Source organism: Enterobacter sp. AC1, assembly GCF_050434705.1.
Classification (GTDB): Bacteria; Pseudomonadota; Gammaproteobacteria; order Enterobacterales; family Enterobacteriaceae; genus Enterobacter; species Enterobacter cloacae_L.
The window spans coordinates 802,445-819,595 of sequence record NZ_JBNDIZ010000002.1; the positions used below are offsets into that span (position 1 = coordinate 802,445).

The 17,151-nt window shown below is 59.5% G+C and carries 17 protein-coding genes; 5 read left to right on the plus strand and 12 right to left on the minus strand.

The window, feature by feature from the left end; all coding sequences use genetic code 11:
• Positions 1–30: 30 nt before the first annotated feature.
• Positions 31–258, minus strand: coding sequence for a YccJ family protein (locus M2433_RS08640; RefSeq protein ID WP_047346821.1), 228 nt, complete (start codon positions 256–258; stop codon positions 31–33).
• 18 nt (positions 259–276) lie between these two features.
• Positions 277–873, minus strand: a complete 597-nt coding sequence (gene wrbA / locus M2433_RS08645) for an NAD(P)H:quinone oxidoreductase (RefSeq protein ID WP_010429487.1) — start codon at positions 871–873, stop codon at positions 277–279.
• Between the two features lie 392 nt (positions 874–1,265).
• Here wrbA and M2433_RS08650 point away from each other — a divergent pair, with 392 nt between their 5' ends.
• The gene (locus M2433_RS08650) at positions 1,266–1,436 is read left to right on the plus strand and encodes a general stress protein (protein ID WP_023311077.1); all 171 of its coding nucleotides are present in this window, start codon (positions 1,266–1,268) and stop codon (positions 1,434–1,436) included.
• Between the two features lie 117 nt (positions 1,437–1,553).
• Positions 1,554–2,477, plus strand: coding sequence for a DMT family transporter (locus M2433_RS08655; protein WP_429053122.1), 924 nt, complete (start codon positions 1,554–1,556; stop codon positions 2,475–2,477).
• Here the strand turns inward: M2433_RS08655 and rutG are convergent.
• The 7 genes from rutG to rutA are packed head-to-tail and all read right to left on the minus strand — an operon-like array spanning position 2,465 to position 7,900.
• Positions 2,465–3,787 carry a pyrimidine utilization transport protein G gene (gene rutG, locus M2433_RS08660; RefSeq protein WP_429053121.1) on the minus strand — a complete coding sequence of 441 codons (1,323 nt, stop codon included), beginning with the start codon at positions 3,785–3,787 and terminating at the stop codon, positions 2,465–2,467. The two genes, M2433_RS08655 and rutG, sit on opposite strands and share 13 nt — an antisense overlap.
• 21 nt (positions 3,788–3,808) lie before the next feature.
• A complete protein-coding gene (rutF, locus tag M2433_RS08665; RefSeq protein WP_029485030.1) occupies positions 3,809–4,300 on the minus strand; it encodes an NADH-dependent FMN reductase RutF in 492 nt (163 codons plus the stop codon).
• A gap of 13 nt (positions 4,301–4,313) precedes the next feature.
• Entirely contained in the window at positions 4,314–4,904 is a 591-nt protein-coding gene (locus M2433_RS08670) for a malonic semialdehyde reductase (RefSeq protein WP_429053120.1), read from the minus strand.
• 9 nt (positions 4,905–4,913) lie between these two features.
• The gene (gene rutD, locus M2433_RS08675) at positions 4,914–5,714 is read right to left on the minus strand and encodes a pyrimidine utilization protein D (protein ID WP_429053119.1); all 801 of its coding nucleotides are present in this window, start codon (positions 5,712–5,714) and stop codon (positions 4,914–4,916) included.
• 7 nt (positions 5,715–5,721) lie between these two features.
• Complete coding sequence (gene rutC, locus M2433_RS08680) at positions 5,722–6,108, minus strand: pyrimidine utilization protein C (protein ID WP_010429508.1); 387 nt, start codon at positions 6,106–6,108, stop codon at positions 5,722–5,724.
• 11 nt (positions 6,109–6,119) lie between these two features.
• Positions 6,120–6,809: a pyrimidine utilization protein B gene (rutB, locus tag M2433_RS08685; RefSeq protein WP_429053118.1), complete on the minus strand. Its 690-nt coding sequence runs from the start codon at positions 6,807–6,809 to the stop codon at positions 6,120–6,122.
• Positions 6,809–7,900 carry a pyrimidine utilization protein A gene (gene rutA, locus M2433_RS08690; RefSeq protein ID WP_429053117.1) on the minus strand — a complete coding sequence of 364 codons (1,092 nt, stop codon included), beginning with the start codon at positions 7,898–7,900 and terminating at the stop codon, positions 6,809–6,811. Before rutA ends, rutB begins: the two co-directional genes overlap by 1 nt.
• A gap of 243 nt (positions 7,901–8,143) precedes the next feature.
• Between rutA and rutR the strand changes: the two genes are divergently transcribed.
• Entirely contained in the window at positions 8,144–8,782 is a 639-nt protein-coding gene (rutR, locus tag M2433_RS08695; protein ID WP_264439131.1) for an HTH-type transcriptional regulator RutR, read from the plus strand.
• 53 nt (positions 8,783–8,835) lie between these two features.
• Here the strand turns inward: rutR and M2433_RS08700 are convergent, their stop codons facing one another.
• Both M2433_RS08700 and putA read right to left on the minus strand, forming a co-directional pair.
• On the minus strand, positions 8,836–9,228 hold the full coding sequence (locus tag M2433_RS08700; protein WP_429053116.1) for a lysozyme inhibitor LprI family protein: 393 nt from the start codon (positions 9,226–9,228) through the stop codon (positions 8,836–8,838).
• Between the two features lie 51 nt (positions 9,229–9,279).
• Positions 9,280–13,242, minus strand: a complete 3,963-nt coding sequence (gene putA, locus M2433_RS08705) for a trifunctional transcriptional regulator/proline dehydrogenase/L-glutamate gamma-semialdehyde dehydrogenase (RefSeq protein WP_429053115.1) — start codon at positions 13,240–13,242, stop codon at positions 9,280–9,282.
• Positions 13,243–13,665: 423 nt separating this feature from the next.
• Between putA and putP the strand changes: the two genes are divergently transcribed.
• Together putP and M2433_RS08715 are read left to right on the plus strand one after the other, a co-directional pair.
• Positions 13,666–15,174, plus strand: coding sequence for a sodium/proline symporter PutP (putP, locus tag M2433_RS08710; RefSeq protein ID WP_429053114.1), 1,509 nt, complete (start codon positions 13,666–13,668; stop codon positions 15,172–15,174).
• A 113-nt stretch (positions 15,175–15,287) separates the two neighbouring features.
• Positions 15,288–15,707, plus strand: a complete 420-nt coding sequence (locus M2433_RS08715; protein ID WP_429053113.1) for a DUF3574 domain-containing protein — start codon at positions 15,288–15,290, stop codon at positions 15,705–15,707.
• Positions 15,708–15,778: 71 nt separating this feature from the next.
• Here M2433_RS08715 and M2433_RS08720 read toward each other — a convergent pair whose 3' ends face one another.
• The gene (locus tag M2433_RS08720) at positions 15,779–16,963 is read right to left on the minus strand and encodes a NupC/NupG family nucleoside CNT transporter (RefSeq protein WP_032638697.1); all 1,185 of its coding nucleotides are present in this window, start codon (positions 16,961–16,963) and stop codon (positions 15,779–15,781) included.
• Positions 16,964–17,151: the final 188 nt, after the last annotated feature.

Here is a 17,151-nt window from a genome sequence, read left to right on the forward strand (position 1 = left end):
GAGCCCCCCCGCATGGCGGGGGGGAAATGCTTAGACGTTTTTACGTTCGATGGTTTGTTCGCCCCAGAAGAGCGAGTCTTTGTCCGTCTTTTCGAAGGCGCGCACCAGCACTTCATCGCTGCCTTCTTCCCAAATCTGCTCTGCCAGTTTCTCGTCATATTTCGCGACTTCAAAAATGGCTTCGGCGATCTCCGGAGAGGTGTTGCGTAAACTTGCCCATTCGCCCACGTGGTGGGCTTTAGATTCTTGAGTTGGCATGCTTGTCCTCCTGTTGGGTTAGCCGTTCAGTTTTTTGGCGAGGCCCGCGACGTGTTCACCCTGGTAACGGGCGATAGCGAGCTCTTCATTGCTCGGCTGTCGGGAGCCATCGCCGCCGGCAATGGTGGTTGCGCCGTACGGCGTGCCGCCACGTACCTGAGACACATCAAACAACTCCTGTGCGCCGTAGCCAATCGGCACGATCACCATCCCGTGATGAGCAAGGGTAGTCCAGGTGGAGGTAATTGTCTGTTCCTGGCCGCCGCCGGTTCCGGTGGAGCTGAAAACGCTGGCGAGTTTACCGTACAGCGCGCCTGAGGCCCACAGGCCGCCCGTCTGGTCGAGGAAGGTACGCATCTGGCCGGACATATTGCCGAAGCGGGTTGGGGTGCCAAAGATGATCGCATCGTAGTCAGCCAGTTCCTGCGGGGTGGCAACCGGGGCATTTTGCGTTTTCCCCCCGGCCTTCGCGAAGGCTTCAGCCTGCATGGTTTCCGGTACGCGCTTCACCACAACCTCTACGCCGTCCACCCTGTTTGCACCCTCTGCTACCGCGTGAGCCATGGTTTCAATGTGTCCATACATGGAATAATAGAGCACCAGAACTTTTGCCATTTTGCTTCACTCCTCGTTGGTTTTTTTCTGACAGCGGATCGCTGCGCTCATTTAAAGATATGTCATCACGGCCAGACTGCAAAAATGAACGCCATTTCTTTGATTTATAACAATATGGTAACCAAAAGGCTTTGTAGCAAAATGAAACAACTTTTCGGCGGCGGATTTTTAAAACGATAAGAAAGGTTTATGAATCACCGACGCGTTATCTCACCCGAAAGACTGAGTTCATGTTGCAGAATATTACCTGCGGCTTGCCGGATAGCGGCATTCCACTAAGCTTAGTTTCACGCGGCGCAGATAAAGGCACTGCCCTTGTGTCGCGAGGTGAAAGAATCCTCTTTTACTGAATGCAATATGATGTCTAATGTTTCACATTCTGGAGGTTAGAGATGGCAAACCATCGTGGTGGTTCAGGTAATTTCGCAGAAGACCGTGAAAGAGCATCAGAAGCAGGCCGTAAAGGTGGCCAGCATAGCGGGGGCAACTTCAAGAATGACCCGCAACGCGCATCTGAAGCTGGCAAGAAAGGGGGTAAAAACAGCCACGGCAGCAGCAAGTAACACGCCGGGTTGAACCCCTGCCGCCGGGATATCCCGGCGGTTTTTTTATTTCTGCAACATTGAACTGTAACCAAAGGCAACGCACACTAGAGAATTGTTGTTAACTGCGAGTGCCGCATGTCTGTTTCCCGTTTCAAATTCTCCGTTAAGCCGCAGGAAGCCATCCTGATTCTCATCACCATGTTCTGGGGCGGGACGTTTCTGGCCGTCCAGTACGCGGTGACCCTGAGCGATCCCTTCTTCTTTGTCGGCCTGCGCTTTGCGACGGCGGCGATTGCCGTGGCGCTGATATCGCTTAAAACCCTGCGCGGGCTGACGCTAAAAGAGCTCAAGGCCGGAGTAGCGATTGGGGTGGCGATAGCGATGGGCTACAGCCTGCAGACCTGGGGATTACAGACCATCTCCAGCAGTAAATCTGCGTTTATCACCGCCATGTATGTGCCCCTGGTGCCGCTGCTGCAATGGCTGTGCCTGGGGCGGCTCCCGGGGCTGATGTCCTGCATCGGGATCGTGCTGGCGTTTATCGGCCTGATCCTGCTGGCCGGGCCGGAAAACAACCTGCTGGCGCTGGGGCCGGGCGAGATCATTACCCTTGTAGGGGCGATAGCCATTGCGGCGGAAATTATTCTGATCAGCGCCTGGGCGGGCAAGGTGGACGTCAAGCGCGTGACGGTGGTGCAGCTCGCCACGGCGTCGCTGGTGGCGTTTGCGACGATGGTGCCGGCAGGCGAGTCCGTACCGCCTATGTCCACCGGGCTGGTTGTGGTCGCACTGGGGCTGGGCATCTTTAGCGCCATTATTCAGGTTACTATGAACTGGGCGCAGCGCAGCGTGTCGCCGACGCGGGCAACGGTGATCTACACCGGTGAGCCGGTCTGGGCAGGCATTTTCGGGCGACTCGCCGGCGAGCGTTTGCCGCTGCTGGCCCTCGTCGGCGCGGCATTTATCGTTGCCGGAGTGCTGGTGAGCGAGTTGAAGCTCAAGCGTAAGAAAAACGCGCTGCCAGGAGATGACAGCGCGACGTTAAATCACGAATCCTGATGCACTACCTCGCCCTGCGGCGCGGTCGCTTCCCGGCGGCTCAGCAGGGCGTTCAGCAGAATTGCCCCAAAGGTCGCCGTGCCAATCCCGCCAATCGTGAATCCGCCCAGCGTCAGGGCGAAGTCGCCTGCGCCCAGCACCAGCGTGACCGCCACCATAATCAGGTTGCTGTTCTGGCTGAGATCGACGCGGTGCTGCACCCAGATGCGCGCCCCGGCCACGGCGATCAGCCCAAACACCACAATCGATGCGCCGCCGATAACCGGTGACGGAATGGTATGGATCAGCGCGCCGAACTTCGGTGAGAAGCCGAGCAGCATCGCCATCACCGCCGCCGCCACAAACACCAGCGTGGAATAGACCTTGGTTACCGCCATCACGCCGATATTTTCGGCATAGGTGGTGACGCCGCTGCCGCCCACCGATCCCGAGAGCATGGTCGCCAGACCGTCACCGACAAACGCGCGGCCCATGTACGGGTCCATGCTGCGTCCGGTCATTCCCGCTACGGCCTTCAGGTGGCCCAGGTTCTCCGCCACCAGGATAACGGCGACGGGCGCGATAAGCATCATCGCCTGCGTGTTGAAGGTGGGGGAGGTGATCTTCGGCAGGCCGAACCAGGCGGCCTGATGAAGCAGCGTAAAATCAACGGGCTTGCCGAGGCCAAAAACGTTCGCCAGCAGGGCATAAGCCAGACAGGCAACGATCAGCCCGACCAGAATCAGCAGCCGCTGGATCATCCCCCGCGTAAAGACCGCCACCAGACCGATGCACAGCACGGTGATTACCGCCATCCAGCTTTCAAACGGCGAGGCGGAGACGCTCCTCACCGCAATCGGCGCGAGGTTCAGGCCTATCGCCATCACCACGGCGCCGGTCACGACGGGGGGCATCATGCGTTCGATCCAGCGCGTGCCGATCTTCATCACCACGAGACCAATCAGGGTGTACACCAGGCCGCAGGCGATGATGCCGCCGAGGGCCACGCTCAGGTTAGGGTTAAGCCCCTGGCCGGTAAACCCGGTGGTGGCAATCACCACGCCGACAAAGGCGGCGCTGGAGCCAAGATAGCTGGGCACGCGCCCGCCGGTGACAAAAAAGAACAGCAGCGTGCCGATGCCTGACATCAAAATAGTGAGGTTGGGATCGAGTCCCATCAGCATCGGCATCAGCACCGTCGCGCCAAACATGGCAACCGCGTGCTGCACGCCCATCACCATCGTCTGCCCGAGCGGAAGGCGTTCATCCGGCGCGACCACGCCTGCTTCTGTGGAGGTCGATTTCAACTGCCAGTGGGGAAATCCGAACATGGTCTGTCTCCTTAAGGCGGGTTAACAGGCGGGTCGCATAAGCGCGTGGTAGCCGCGGTCAAACCACACCAGCCCTTGCGGCGCGGGGTGGCGAATAATCGAAACAATGTCGCAAAACAGAATGTCGTGGGTACCGACGCTCACCACCTGGCTGATGCGGCAGTCAAACGAGGCCAGCGCGTCCTCCAGCCGCGGGCAGCCCGTGTCGCCCGTCTGCCAGCGGGCGGCGGCAAAGCGTTCTTCCATCGGCGTTTTCCCGCCAAACAGATTGGACAGCGGCTCCTGTCCGGCGCTCAGGGTATTCACGCAAAGGGTGCGGTTTTCGCTAAACGTTGGCCAGACGGACGCCCCGCGGTTCAGGCACACCAGCAGAGTGGGCGGTGAATCCGTGACGCTGCACACCGCGCTGGCGGTGAAGCCTGCCATCCCCGCCGGGCCGTCGGTGGTGATGATATTGACCGCCGCGCCGACGCAGGCCATGGCGTCGCGAAAGGTTTGTTTATCCGGTGTCATGACGATCGCTCCTTTACGCCAGCCCGCAGGCATCGTCGAAGTCCAGACGCGGCAGGCGTCCGTACAGTTTGGTTGTATCGCCGTAGCCAATGTTGATCAGCAGATTGCTTTTAAGCGTGGTGCCGGTGAAAAAGGCGTCGTCGACTTTTTGTCGGTCAAAGCCCGACATCGGGCCGGTGTCCAGCCCCAGGGCACGGCAGGCGAGGATCAGGTAGGCGGCCTGCATCGAGCTGTTGCGAAAGGCCGTCTCTTCGGCATGCGCGGGGCTGGTGGTAAACCAGCTTCTGGCATCGCCGTGCGGGAACAGCGCGGGCAGGCGCTCGTAGAATTCACCGTCCCAGGCGACAATGGCTGTGACCGGGGCGGTGAGCGTTTTCTCCAGGTTGCCGCTGGAGAGCGCCGGGCGCAGCTTCTCTTTTCCCTCTGCGCTTCGCACAAACACTATCCGCGCCGGGGAGCAGTTGGCGGACGTTGGCCCCCATTTCATCAGGTCGTAGATCTCGCGCAGCGCGTCGTCGCTGACAGGCATATCCAGCCAGCTGTTGTGGGTGCGTGCGCCGGTGAACAGCGTCTCCCGCGCGGTGGGATTAATGGCTTCGCTCATTACTGCTCCTTATAAAGCGTGTTCAGGGCTGTGCAGCAGGCTGGCAAGCCCGTTCAGCAGCAGGGTATTAAAAATGTCCGGCTCGGTGACGTTGCAGGCATGCCCGCCCTGGCGCATCACCGCGCTGCGGCTGTGCGGGATCGCATCCTGCAGCTCGGACGAGCAGACGGACGGCACCAGCATGTCGTCGGCGGAACAGATAATCTGTACCGGGCAGCGGACGCGCGCGGCATGGCGGCTGAAGTCGGCCTTTTTCAGGGCGCTGAGCCGGTGCAGCAGGTTGTTTTTTCCCTGAAAATGGGCCAGCGCCAGGGCCTCTTCGGCCTCCAGACGGGGGGCGCGGACCGCCATCCAGTCTGCCGGGTAGAGAAACAGCGGCTGCGCCTCGACCCACGCCTGCGGGCCGCCGGAATGCAGCAGGCGCTCGCGGATCTGAAAGCAGCGGCGCGTGTGTGCGCTAAGGGTCAGCCAGCCGTTGACGCACACCAGCGCGGTAAGGGCATCAGGCCTGTCGAGAGCCAGCTGCAGGCCCACCAGCGCCCCCAGGGCATGGCCCACGACGCTGTAGCGGGCAATCCCGGCATCCGCCAGCGACCGGGCCAGCTCGTCCGCCATCTGGGCAAGGCTGTAACCTTCCGGCAGAGTGTCCGGGTTATTGCCCGTCCCGCGCTGGTCATAACAGACCACCTGATACTCCTGTTCCAGCACGGAGAGCTGGGGCAGCCAGTAGCTGCCGCTGCCGCCGAGACCGGCAATCAGGACCACCGCGGGCGCGCCATCATACGGGGGCGGAGAGATGGAGAGTTTCATGGCTGCCTCACTTCGCGATGTGCGCAACGGTGGCGATCTCAACCAGCGCCTCAGGCTTCACCAGCCCGCACTGAATGCAGAACCGGGCCGGCTTATCGCCGGGGAAGAACTCGGCGTAGATTTCGTTAATCGCGGCGTAGTTTTTCCAGTCGGTGATAAAGATGCTGTTGAAGGTCACATCCTCCATCGTGCCACCCGCCGTTTCGATCACGGTTTTGATCGTCTCCAGCACGTGGCGGGTTTGCGCCTTTGGGTCGTTGATAAACACCACGTTGTTGTCTTTATCAAATGGCAGCGTGCCGGAGACATACACCACGCCGTCGGCGAGCGTGCCGGGGACAAACGGGGCAATGGGCGTGCTGGTGCCCGGCGGAATGATTACGGATTTTGGCATCAGGTGTCTCCTCAGGCGATACGGGCGAGCGGGGGAGTCAGGGCGTCGCAGAAATCATTGACGTTACTGACCCAGCCAAAAAAGGTTTCGATATTGAACAGGGCCGCCTTCTGGGCAAATTCCGGCCCGGCCTGATGAGTCGCGTCTTCCAGCACCACGCCAAAATACTCGAGGAAGAAGCCGTCGCGCAGGGTCGACTCCACGCAGACGTTGGTGGCGATGCCGGTGAACACCAGGTGGCGAATGCCCCGGCTGCGCAGCAGGCTGTCGAGCGGCGTGTTGAAAAAGCCGCTGTAGCGCGGTTTCGGCAGGACGATATCGCCCGCCTGCGGAACCAGCTCGTCCACCAGCTGATAGTCCCAGCCGCCTTTTGCCAGCAGCTTGCCCTGCAGTTCGGGCCGCTTGCGCATGGTTTTCAGGGCGTTCGACTTGTGGAAGTTGGGCGAGCCGGGGCCGCCAGCCTCGACGTACTGGTCGTCCCAGCCGTTCTGGAACCAGACGATGAGCATGCCCGCGGCGCGCGCGGCGGCAACGGCGGTGTTGATGTTCTCAATCACCGGACGGGTGGCGGAGACGTCGAACCCCGCCAGGTCAAGATAGCCGCCCTGGCTGGCGTAGGCGTTTTGCATATCCACTACGATCAGCGCGCTCTGCTCTGGCGCAAAGGTAATGGCTTCCGGGCGAGCGTTAAGGGTTGTCATTACGCCACCTCCTTGGTAACGGCAGGGATGTGGGCGCGGCACTGCATCAGCGGCTGGATGCGCTCGCCGAAGGTTTCCACGCCGGTGAGGAAATCATCGAAGGTCAGCAGGACGCCTTCCGCCCCGGGAACGGCCGCCACTTCGTCGAGCATTCTGGCGACGCTGGCGTACGAGCCGACCAGCGTACCCATATTGATATTGACGGCGGAGGTCGGGTCGGCCATCTGGCGCACGTTGGTGTCTGCCCCGGAGCGGGTATCCTTCTGGCTCTGCTCGGTGAGCCAGCTCAGGGCCTCCTCGTCGGCACCGTCCTTATAGCGCTCCCATTTCGCGCGCGCGGCGTCGTCGGTCTCGTCGGCGATGACCATAAACAGCACGTAGGAGCCCACGTCGCGCCCGGTTTTGTCGGCGGCCTCTTTCATGCGCGCGGCGGTCGGGGCGAAGGCGGCAGGCGTGTTCACGCCTTTACCGAAGCAGAAGTTGAAGTCGGCGTATTTGGCCGAGAATTCCATTCCCGCGTCGCTCTGCCCGGCGCAAATCACCTTCATCGGCGCTGACGGCTGCGGGCTGACGCGGCAGTCGTTCATGGTGAAGAAGTCACCTTTGAAGTCACTTTTACCGGTGCCCCACAGGTCGCGCAGGACCTGCACGTATTCGGTCAGGTAGTCGTAGCGACGCGAGAAGTAGTCGTCACCCGGCCACAGACCCATCTGCTCGTACTCCGGCTTTTGCCAGCCGGTCACCAGGTTGACGCCAAAGCGCCCGCCGGAGATGGAGTCGATGGTCGAGGCCATGCGCGCCACGATGGCCGGAGGCAGGGTGAGGGTGGCGGCAGTCGCGTAAATCTGAATACGCGAGGTGACCGCGGCCAGCCCGGCCATCAGGGTGAAGGACTCCAGGTTGTGATCCCAGAATTCGGTTTTGCCGCCAAAGCCGCGCAGCTTGATCATTGAGAGCGCAAAGTCGAAGTGGTAGTGCTCCGCTTTTTGCACGATAGCCTTATTCAGCTCGAAGGTGGGCATGTATTGCGGTGCGGTGGTCGAGATTAGCCAGCCGTTGTTGCCGATGGGTACAAATACGCCAATTTTCATCACGAACCTCTCTTCACTACATTGCAGGTGAATACGTTTTTGCAAAGGCAGTGCCACTTTTGAAAATGGCAGTGTTATTAGTGTGTTAATCAGAGGTTGGTGAGTTGATGCGTGTAAAAGTGGACTAAATGGTCAAAAACATTGCACAGAAAACAGGCACTCATGCGCGATTGGAGTGCAGGATATCGTGGCGAGACGGGGGTTTTGCTATGCTGAGGGCAACGCAGAATAAGGAGAGCGGGAATGACACAAGGCGCAGTGAAAACACCGGGTAAACGTTCGCAGGCCGTGAGCGCCAAGAAACAGGCCATCCTCAGCGCGGCACTGGAGACTTTTTCACAGTTTGGTATTCACGGCACGCGCCTGGAGCAAGTGGCGGAGCAGTCCGGGGTGTCCAAAACCAATCTGCTCTACTATTACCCGTCGAAAGAAGCGCTCTATATTGCGGTGATGCAGCAGATCCTTGATATCTGGCTGGCACCCCTCAAGGCGTTTCGCGAAGAGCTGGCCCCGCTGGTGGCGATCAAAGAGTACATTCGCCTGAAGCTGGAGGTGTCGCGCGATTACCCGCAGGCATCTAGGCTGTTCTGTCTGGAGATGCTGCAGGGCGCGCCCTTGTTGCAGGCGGAGCTCACCGGAGATTTAAAGCAGCTGGTGGACGATAAATCGGCCATTATCGCCGGATGGGTCGCCAGCGGAAAGTTGGCCCCGGTCGATCCGCATCATCTGATCTTTATGATTTGGGCCTCCACCCAGCATTACGCTGATTTTGCGGCCCAGGTTGAGGCGGTGACCGGTAAAACGCTCCAGGACGAGGCGTTTTTCCACAGCACGCTGGAAAACGTGCAGCGGATGATTATCGAAGGGATCCGCGTGCGTTAGTTTCCCTCACCCTAACCCTCTCCCAAGGGGAGAGGGAATAGTTCCGTGCCTCGTCAGCCCGGCGGGAGAGGACAGCTTAAGTCGCCCTCTTCACACTGCATCAGCGAGGCCAGAAACGCTTCGCGCTCCGCGGTTTTCTCCGCCAGGCACTGGTTAACAATCATTGGCTGAACGCTGCCACCTTCCGTACCCGAACCGATAAACGCGCAGTCCGCGTCGCGCAGGGCAATCCACGCCTGCTGCGCTTTTTTCAGCAGGTCGCGCTGAGGGGCTGCCGCACGCTTGATGGCGGCTTGATACGTCTGGTTGAGCTTTTTATCGGCAGCCTGGTACTGCTGCGCGCTACAGGTGTTCAGTTCAAGCTGGGTGGTCGCCTTGTCGCACTCGTCGGCCAGCGCGCTGGCGCTCAGCAGCAGTGCTGCGCCTGCGATAAGATATCGTTTCATACACTCCCCAAGAAAATAAGGCTCCGTCTCCGGAGCCTTATTAGCACAGCGTTAGCCTATTGTCATCAGGCTGGCGTTACCGCCTGCCGCCGCGGTGTTGACGCTGAGCGAGCGTTCAACGTACAGACGCTCCAGCAGCAGGTTCGTTTCCCCGCGCGCAAAGCCCTGCACGGAAACGATGGCACCGCTGCGGGCCGCAACCTGCTCGCACAGTTCGCGCAGCTGGTCGGAATCACCGTGGTAGATCACCGCATCAAACGGCTGCGCCAGCAGCGCATCGGCCTTGGCGAAGTGAATGCGGGCAGAAACCGCTTTCGGCAACTGTTTGGCGAGATCGCGGTGCAGCGCATCTTCCGGCCACAGCACTTCACAGCCGGTTGCCATAGCTGCGGCCAGCTGCACCAGCGCGTCCTGCTCGTTATCCGCCACGCACAGCACGCGCTCGCGCGGCATCAGCGTCCAGGTGTTGCGCTCGCCGGTTGGCCCCGGGAGCAGACGCTGCGTGCCTGCCTGCGCCAGCTCGCCGTACTGCTGCGCGAGGCTACGCAGTTCAGGACGTTTTTCCGCCCATGTGATGAGGGCTTCCAGCGGCTGCGTCAGCACGGTTTTCAGCTGCGCATCCACCGGATAGTTCGCGTCCTGGCGTGCAAGGGTGACCCCCAGCGCGTTCTCCGGACGGTTCGCCAGCAGGCGGTACAGGTAGAGCGGACCGCCCGCCTTCGGACCGGTGCCGGAAAGGCCTTCGCCGCCGAACGGCTGCACGCCCACGACCGCGCCGACCATGTTGCGGTTAACGTACAGGTTGCCCACTTTGGCGCTGCCGGTGACCTGTGCGATGGTCTCGTCGATACGGGTATGCACCCCGAGCGTCAGGCCATAGCCGGAGGCGTTGATCTGGTCAATCAGCGCGTTCAGGTTGTTGCGGTTGTAGCGCACCACGTGCAGTACCGGGCCGAAGACCTCTTTTTTCAGCTCGTCGAAGCTCGCCAGCTCAATCAGCGTTGGCGGCACAAAGGTGCCGGTACGCCATTCGCGGGTATCTTCACTGTTTTCACGCACCGCCTGGAACACCGGACGGCCTTTCGCACGCATGGCCTGAATGTGGTTTTCGATATTGGCTTTGGCTTCCGCGTCGATCACCGGCCCGATGTCGGTCGTGAGACGGCCCGGGTTGCCCATGCGGCATTCGGCCATCGCGCCGCGCAGCATCTTCAGCGTGTGGTCGGCCACGTCGTCCTGCAGGCACAGCACGCGCAGGGCGGAGCAGCGCTGACCGGCGCTGTCGAAGGCGGAGGCCAGCACGTCGACCACCACCTGCTCGGTGAGCGCGGAGGAGTCAACGATCATGGCGTTCATGCCGCCGGTTTCCGCGATGAGCGGAGTAGGGCGACCCTGCGCATCCAGACGGGTGGCAATATTGCGCTGCAGCAGAGAGGCCACTTCGGTTGAGCCGGTAAACATCACGCCGCGCACGCGGTTATCGGAGGTCAGTTTGGCGCCGACGGTTTCACCGCGGCCCGGCAGCAGCTGAACCACGCCCGCAGGCACGCCGGCTTCCAGAAGAATGTTGATGCCCTGTGCGGCAATCAGCGGGGTCTGCTCTGCCGGCTTTGCCAGCACGCTATTGCCTGCTGCAAGCGCGGCGGCAATCTGGCCGGTGAAGATCGCCAGCGGGAAGTTCCACGGGCTGATACAGACGACCGGACCCAGCGGACGGTGGGTTTCGTTATCGAAATCATCGCGCACCTGACCGGCGTAGTAGTGCAGGAAATCGACGGCCTCGCGCACTTCGGCGATGGCGTTGCTGAAGGTTTTACCCGCTTCGCGCACCAGAATGCCGATGAGCGACTGCATCTGATCTTCCATCAGCACCGCGGCGCGTTCCAGAATGGCGGCACGCTCCTGCGGCGGCGTGGCGAACCAGATAGGGGCGTTATTCACCGCGCTGTCCAGCGCCTGATCCACCTCCGCTTCGGTGGCTTCACGCACGTAGCCGACGATATCTTTTGGCTCCGCCGGGTTAATGACTGGCTGCATTTCGCCGTCAGCAACGGACTGTTCCAGGATCGGCTTCGCCTGCCACTTCTGCAGCGCGCTGTTGAGCAGGGCAGAGGAGAGCGACGCCAGACGGTGTTCGTTGGCGAGATCCAGACCCGCCGAGTTGACGCGGCCTGCGCCATACAGCTCGCGCGGCAGGGCAATCTTCGGATGTGGCAGGCCAATCTGGCCTTCCTGCGCCGCCATCTTCTCTACGGCCAGCACCGGGTCGGCGACCAGCTCGTCCAGCGGCAGCGTGGTGTCGGCGATGCGGTTAACGAAGGAGGTGTTCGCGCCGTTTTCCAGCAGGCGACGCACCAGGTATGCCAGCAGGGTTTCGTGGGTTCCCACCGGGGCGTAAATACGGCACGGACGGTTCAGCTTGCCGTCAGCCACTTTACCGGTGACCTGCTCGTACAGCGGTTCGCCCATGCCGTGCAGGCACTGGAACTCGTACTGGCCCGGATAGTAGTTCTGTCCCGCCAGGCTGTAGATTGCCGCCAGGGTGTGGGCATTGTGGGTGGCGAACTGCGGATAGATCAGGTTCGGCACGCCAAGCAGCTTTTTCGCACAGGCGAGGTAAGAGACGTCGGTGTAAACCTTGCGGGTATACACCGGATAGCCTTCCAGACCTTCCATCTGGGCGCGTTTGATTTCGCTGTCCCAGTAGGCGCCCTTCACCAGACGGATCATCAGGCGGCGACGGCTGCGGCTTGCAAGGTCAATCAGGTAATCAATGACGAACGGGCAGCGCTTCTGGTAAGCCTGGATCACGAAGCCGATGCCGTTCCAGCCCGCCAGCTCCGGCTCGAAGCACAGTTTTTCCAGCAGATCGAGGGAGATCTCCAGGCGGTCGGCCTCTTCGGCGTCGATGTTAATGCCGATGTCATACTGGCGCGCCAGCAGGGTCAGGGACTTCAGGCGCGGGTAGAGCTCTTCCATCACCCGGTCGTACTGCGCGCGGCTGTAGCGCGGGTGCAGGGCGGAGAGCTTAATGGAGATGCCCGGGCCTTCATAAATACCGCGACCGTTGGACGCTTTACCGATAGCGTGGATCGCCTGCTGGTAAGAGACCATGTAGGCCTGCGCGTCGGCGGCGGTCAGGGCCGCTTCGCCCAGCATGTCGTAGGAGTAGCGGAAACCTTTATCTTCCAGCTTGCGGGCGTTCGCCAGCGCTTCGGCAATGGTTTCCCCGGTCACAAACTGCTCGCCCATCAGGCGCATCGCCATGTCCACGCCTTTGCGGATCAGCGGCTCGCCGCTCTTGCCGATAATGCGGTTCAGGGAGCGGGAGAGGTTGGCTTCGTTATGGGTCGAGACCAGTCTGCCGGTAAACAGCAGGCCCCAGGTCGCGGCGTTGACGAAAAGCGACGGGCTGCGACCAATGTGTGAATGCCAGTTGCCGTTACTGATCTTGTCGCGGATCAGCGCGTCGCGGGTGGCTTTATCCGGAATACGCAGCAGCGCTTCCGCCAGGCACATCAGCGCTACGCCTTCCTGTGACGAGAGGGAGAATTCCTGCAGCAAGCCCTGAACCATGCCGGCGCGGCCGGTCGCGGTTTTCTGATTGCGCAGCTTGTCGGCAAGCTGGTACGCCAGGCTGTGCGCCTGGGCGGCAACCGCCTCGGGCAGGCGGGCCTGTTCCAGCAGCATCGGTACGGCGTCGGTTTCGGCGCGACGGTATGCGCCGGTAATGGCGGCACGGCTGACGGACTGCGGCAGGATCTGCTCGGCGAATTCGAGGAACGGCTGGTGGTTTTCGTCGCCAGCGGCCGGGGTCTCCTCACTTTCATTGGCCGCGCCGGCCAGCAGGGCAGGCAGCTCCGGCAGGCCCTCATCGCTCTCGAGTCTTTCGAGATAGTTAAAAATCGCCTGCTTAATTAACCAGTGCGGCGTGCGGTCAATGCGGGTTGCTGCAGTCTTAATCCGTTCGCGGGTTGCGTCATCCAGCTTAACCCCCATGGTGGTCATACCCATGCCAAAGCTCCTGTTGTTCTTTGATCGTGTTTGGTCGTTAGCGTGAAATATCCACCATGTTGCAACTTTGTGCAACCGTGTTAAATGTGACCTGGTTTGCAACCCATGAAATGAATGGATTGTTAAAGAATGGTTAGCTGGAAAAACGCGCTGACATTTGTACGGGAAGCCTGTTTTTATGCGGGAGTTAACACTTTTAAAAGGTGCAACCCGCAAAAGCGTGAGCGAGTGCAACCTATAGGAAACTCGTATCAAACCAGGGATGAAATTGATGTAAATGCAGTGTTAAATCGTTTGTCAGCGGAAGGCGCATACGGCAGGATAGCGCGCCCAACCGAAACACAAGATACCGTCACCTCGTTCCGGTGATTATATAACAAGGCAACCCGGACGGTTGTCGCTCGACACTTTTGGAGAATTTGAATGGCAATTAGCACACCGATGCTGGTGACATTTCTCGTTTATATCTTTGGCATGATCCTGATAGGGTTTTTAGCGTGGCGTTCAACGAAAAACTTTGACGACTACATTCTGGGCGGACGCAGTTTAGGCCCGATGGTCACCGCACTCTCTGCGGGCGCATCGGACATGAGCGGCTGGCTGCTGATGGGGCTGCCGGGCGCGATTTTCATCTCCGGTATCTCCGAAAGCTGGATCGCCATCGGTTTGACCGTGGGCGCATGGATCAACTGGAAGCTGGTGGCGGGCCGTCTGCGCGTGCATACCGAGGCCAACAATAACGCCCTGACGCTGCCGGACTACTTCACCGGACGCTTTGAGGATAACAGCCGCATCCTGCGCATTATCTCTGCGGTGGTTATCCTGCTGTTCTTCACCATCTACTGTGCCTCCGGCATCGTGGCCGGCGCGCGCCTGTTCGAAAGCACCTTCGGCATGAGCTATGAAACCGCCCTGTGGGCCGGTGCGGCGGCGACCATCCTCTATACCTTCGTGGGCGGTTTCCTGGCCGTCAGCTGGACCGACACCGTGCAGGCGAGCCTGATGATTTTCGCCCTGATCCTGACTCCGGTGATTGTGATTTTTACCGTTGGCGGCTTTGGCGATTCGCTGGAAGTGATCAAGCAGAAGAGCATCGAAAACGTCGACATGCTGAAAGGGCTGAACTTTGTCGCCATCGTATCGCTGATGGGCTGGGGCCTGGGCTACTTCGGTCAGCCGCATATCCTGGCACGCTTTATGGCCGCGGATTCTCACCATACCATCGTCCATGCGCGTCGCATCAGCATGACGTGGATGATTCTGTGTCTGGCGGGCGCGTGTGCGGTAGGCTTCTTCGGTATTGCGTACTTCAGCAATAACCCCGCGCAGGCGGGCGCGGTGAATCAGAACGCCGAGCGCGTGTTTATCGAGCTGGCGCAGATTCTGTTTAACCCGTGGATTGCCGGTATTCTGCTCTCCGCGATCCTCGCGGCGGTGATGTCCACCCTGAGCTGCCAGCTGCTGGTCTGCTCCAGCGCAATCACCGAAGACCTCTACAAAGCCTTCCTGCGTAAAAACGCGAGCCAGAAAGAGCTGGTCTGGGTAGGGCGCTTTATGGTGCTGGTGGTGGCGCTGATTGCCATCGCGCTGGCGGCCAACCCGAATAACCGCGTGCTGGGTCTGGTGAGCTACGCATGGGCGGGCTTTGGTGCGGCATTTGGTCCGGTGGTGCTGTTCTCCGTCCTGTGGTCACGTATGACCCGTAACGGCGCGCTGGCGGGGATGATTATCGGTGCGGTGACCGTTATCGTCTGGAAGCAGTTCGCCTGGCTGGGCCTGTACGAAATCATCCCTGGCTTCATCTTCGGCAGCATTGGCATCGTGGTCTTCAGCCTGCTGGGTAAAGCGCCGTCTGCCGCCATGCAGAAACGCTTTGCTGAAGCAGACGCGCATTACCACTCCGCGCCGCCGTCTAAGCTGCAGCCTGAATAATTTCCCCCTCACCCTAACCCTCTCCCCGCAGGGGAGAGGGAATAAACCTCTCTTGCTAAATTCTGCAATTTACGTTGATATCGCTGTGCTTATAACAATGAGGATAGCGAGACATGATAATCAAAACAGGGTTAATGGCGGCGGCATTATTGATGCTGGCTGGCTGCACCGCGCCATCGCAGCACGCTGCGGTGGAAACCTGCAAAGCGGAAAACCAGATGCAGCAGACCACGCTCTATTTCGGACTGAATCGTCCGGCCGGGGCGCAGATTACCGGCAACGAATGGCAGCAGTTTGTTGACCAGGACGTGACGCCACGCTTTCGCGATGGCTTAACGGTATTTGACGCGCGCGGGCAGTGGCTGGGGAACGACGGAAAAGTGGCGCGCGAGCCCAGCAAAGCGCTGATGCTGATCCACGGAAAAGATGCGCAGAGCGAGAAGAACATCGAAGCGTTGCGCGGGATTTATAAGTCCCGCTTCGCGCAGGAGTCGGTGATGCGCGTCGACCAGCCGGTGTGCGTGCAGTTCTAATAAAAACGGCGGGATAACCCGCCGTTATTGTATCGTAGGCCCGTGCAAGCGAAGCGCCGCCGGGCATTACATCACAGCACCAACCCCGCAAAGCTCGCCGACAGCAGGCTCACCAGCGTCGCGCCGTATACCAGACGCAGACCGAAACGCGATACCACGTTCCCCTGCTGTTCGTTCAGCCCCTTAATCGCTCCGGCCACAATGCCGATGGAGGCGAAGTTCGCGAACGACACCAGGAAGACGGATAAAATACCCAGCCCGCGCGGGGACATCTGATGCGCTATTTTTTGCAGCTCAATCATCGCCACAAATTCATTCGCCACCAGTTTGGTTGCCATAATGCTGCCCGCGTTTAAGGCATCGCTCAGCGGAATCCCCACCAGCCACGCCAGGGGATAAAATACATAGCCCAGGATCTGCTGGAAGCTCATGCCAAATACGCTGGAGAAGAGGGCGTTAACGGCGCTAATAAGGGCGATAAAGCCAATCAGCATCGCCAGAATAATCATCGCCACTTTAAAACCGGCCAGAATATACTCGCCGAGCATCTCGAAGAAGCTCTGCGATTCATGCAGTTTTTCAAGCCGGATATCCGGCTCCGCTTCCGGGCGCGCCGGGTTGATGACGGAGAGAATAATAAAGGTGCTGAACATGTTCAGAATCAGCGCCGCGACGACAAATTTGGCGTCGAGCATGGTCATATACGCGCCGACAATCGACAGGGAGACCGTCGACATCGCCGTGGCCGCCATGGTGAACAGACGACGAGAGGAGAGATCGCCCAGCACGCCTTTGTAGGCAATGAAGTTTTCCGACTGGCCGAGGATCAGCGAACTCACCGCGTTAAAGGATTCCAGCTTGCCCATACCGTTCAGTTTTGACAGCAGCGTGCCGATTACCCGAATAAAAATCGGCAGAATTCGCCAGTGCTGAAGAATACCAATCAGCGCGGAAATAAAAATAATCGGGCACAGCACGCCGAGGAAAATGAACGCCAGCCCTTTTTCCCCCATTCCGCCAAAGACGAAATTGGTGCCTTCGCCGGCAAATTTAAGCAGCGACTCAAAAAATCCCGAGACGTATTTAATCAGGAATAACCCGCTTTCGGCGTGCAGGAAAAAGAACGCCAGGGCAATTTCTATGACAATCAGCTGTAAAACAAAACGAATGCGAATTTTTCGGCGGTCGAAACTCACCAGCCAGGCAAGCGCAAGAATAATGACCAGCGCCAGCAGGAAATGGACAATTTTAAACATAATTTATTTTCACCAGGTGTTTGAGGCGGACATTTAGCCACAGCCCTGAATCAGCGTAAATGGGCATTTTCGTTATAACTTATAAACTTGAACGTAACGTAGGTAACTATTATCAGGCTGGGCGTTTACAACTCGTCATCAAAACCCCACATATTTCGCTTGTGTTTCTTTCTGCCGTAATGATAATC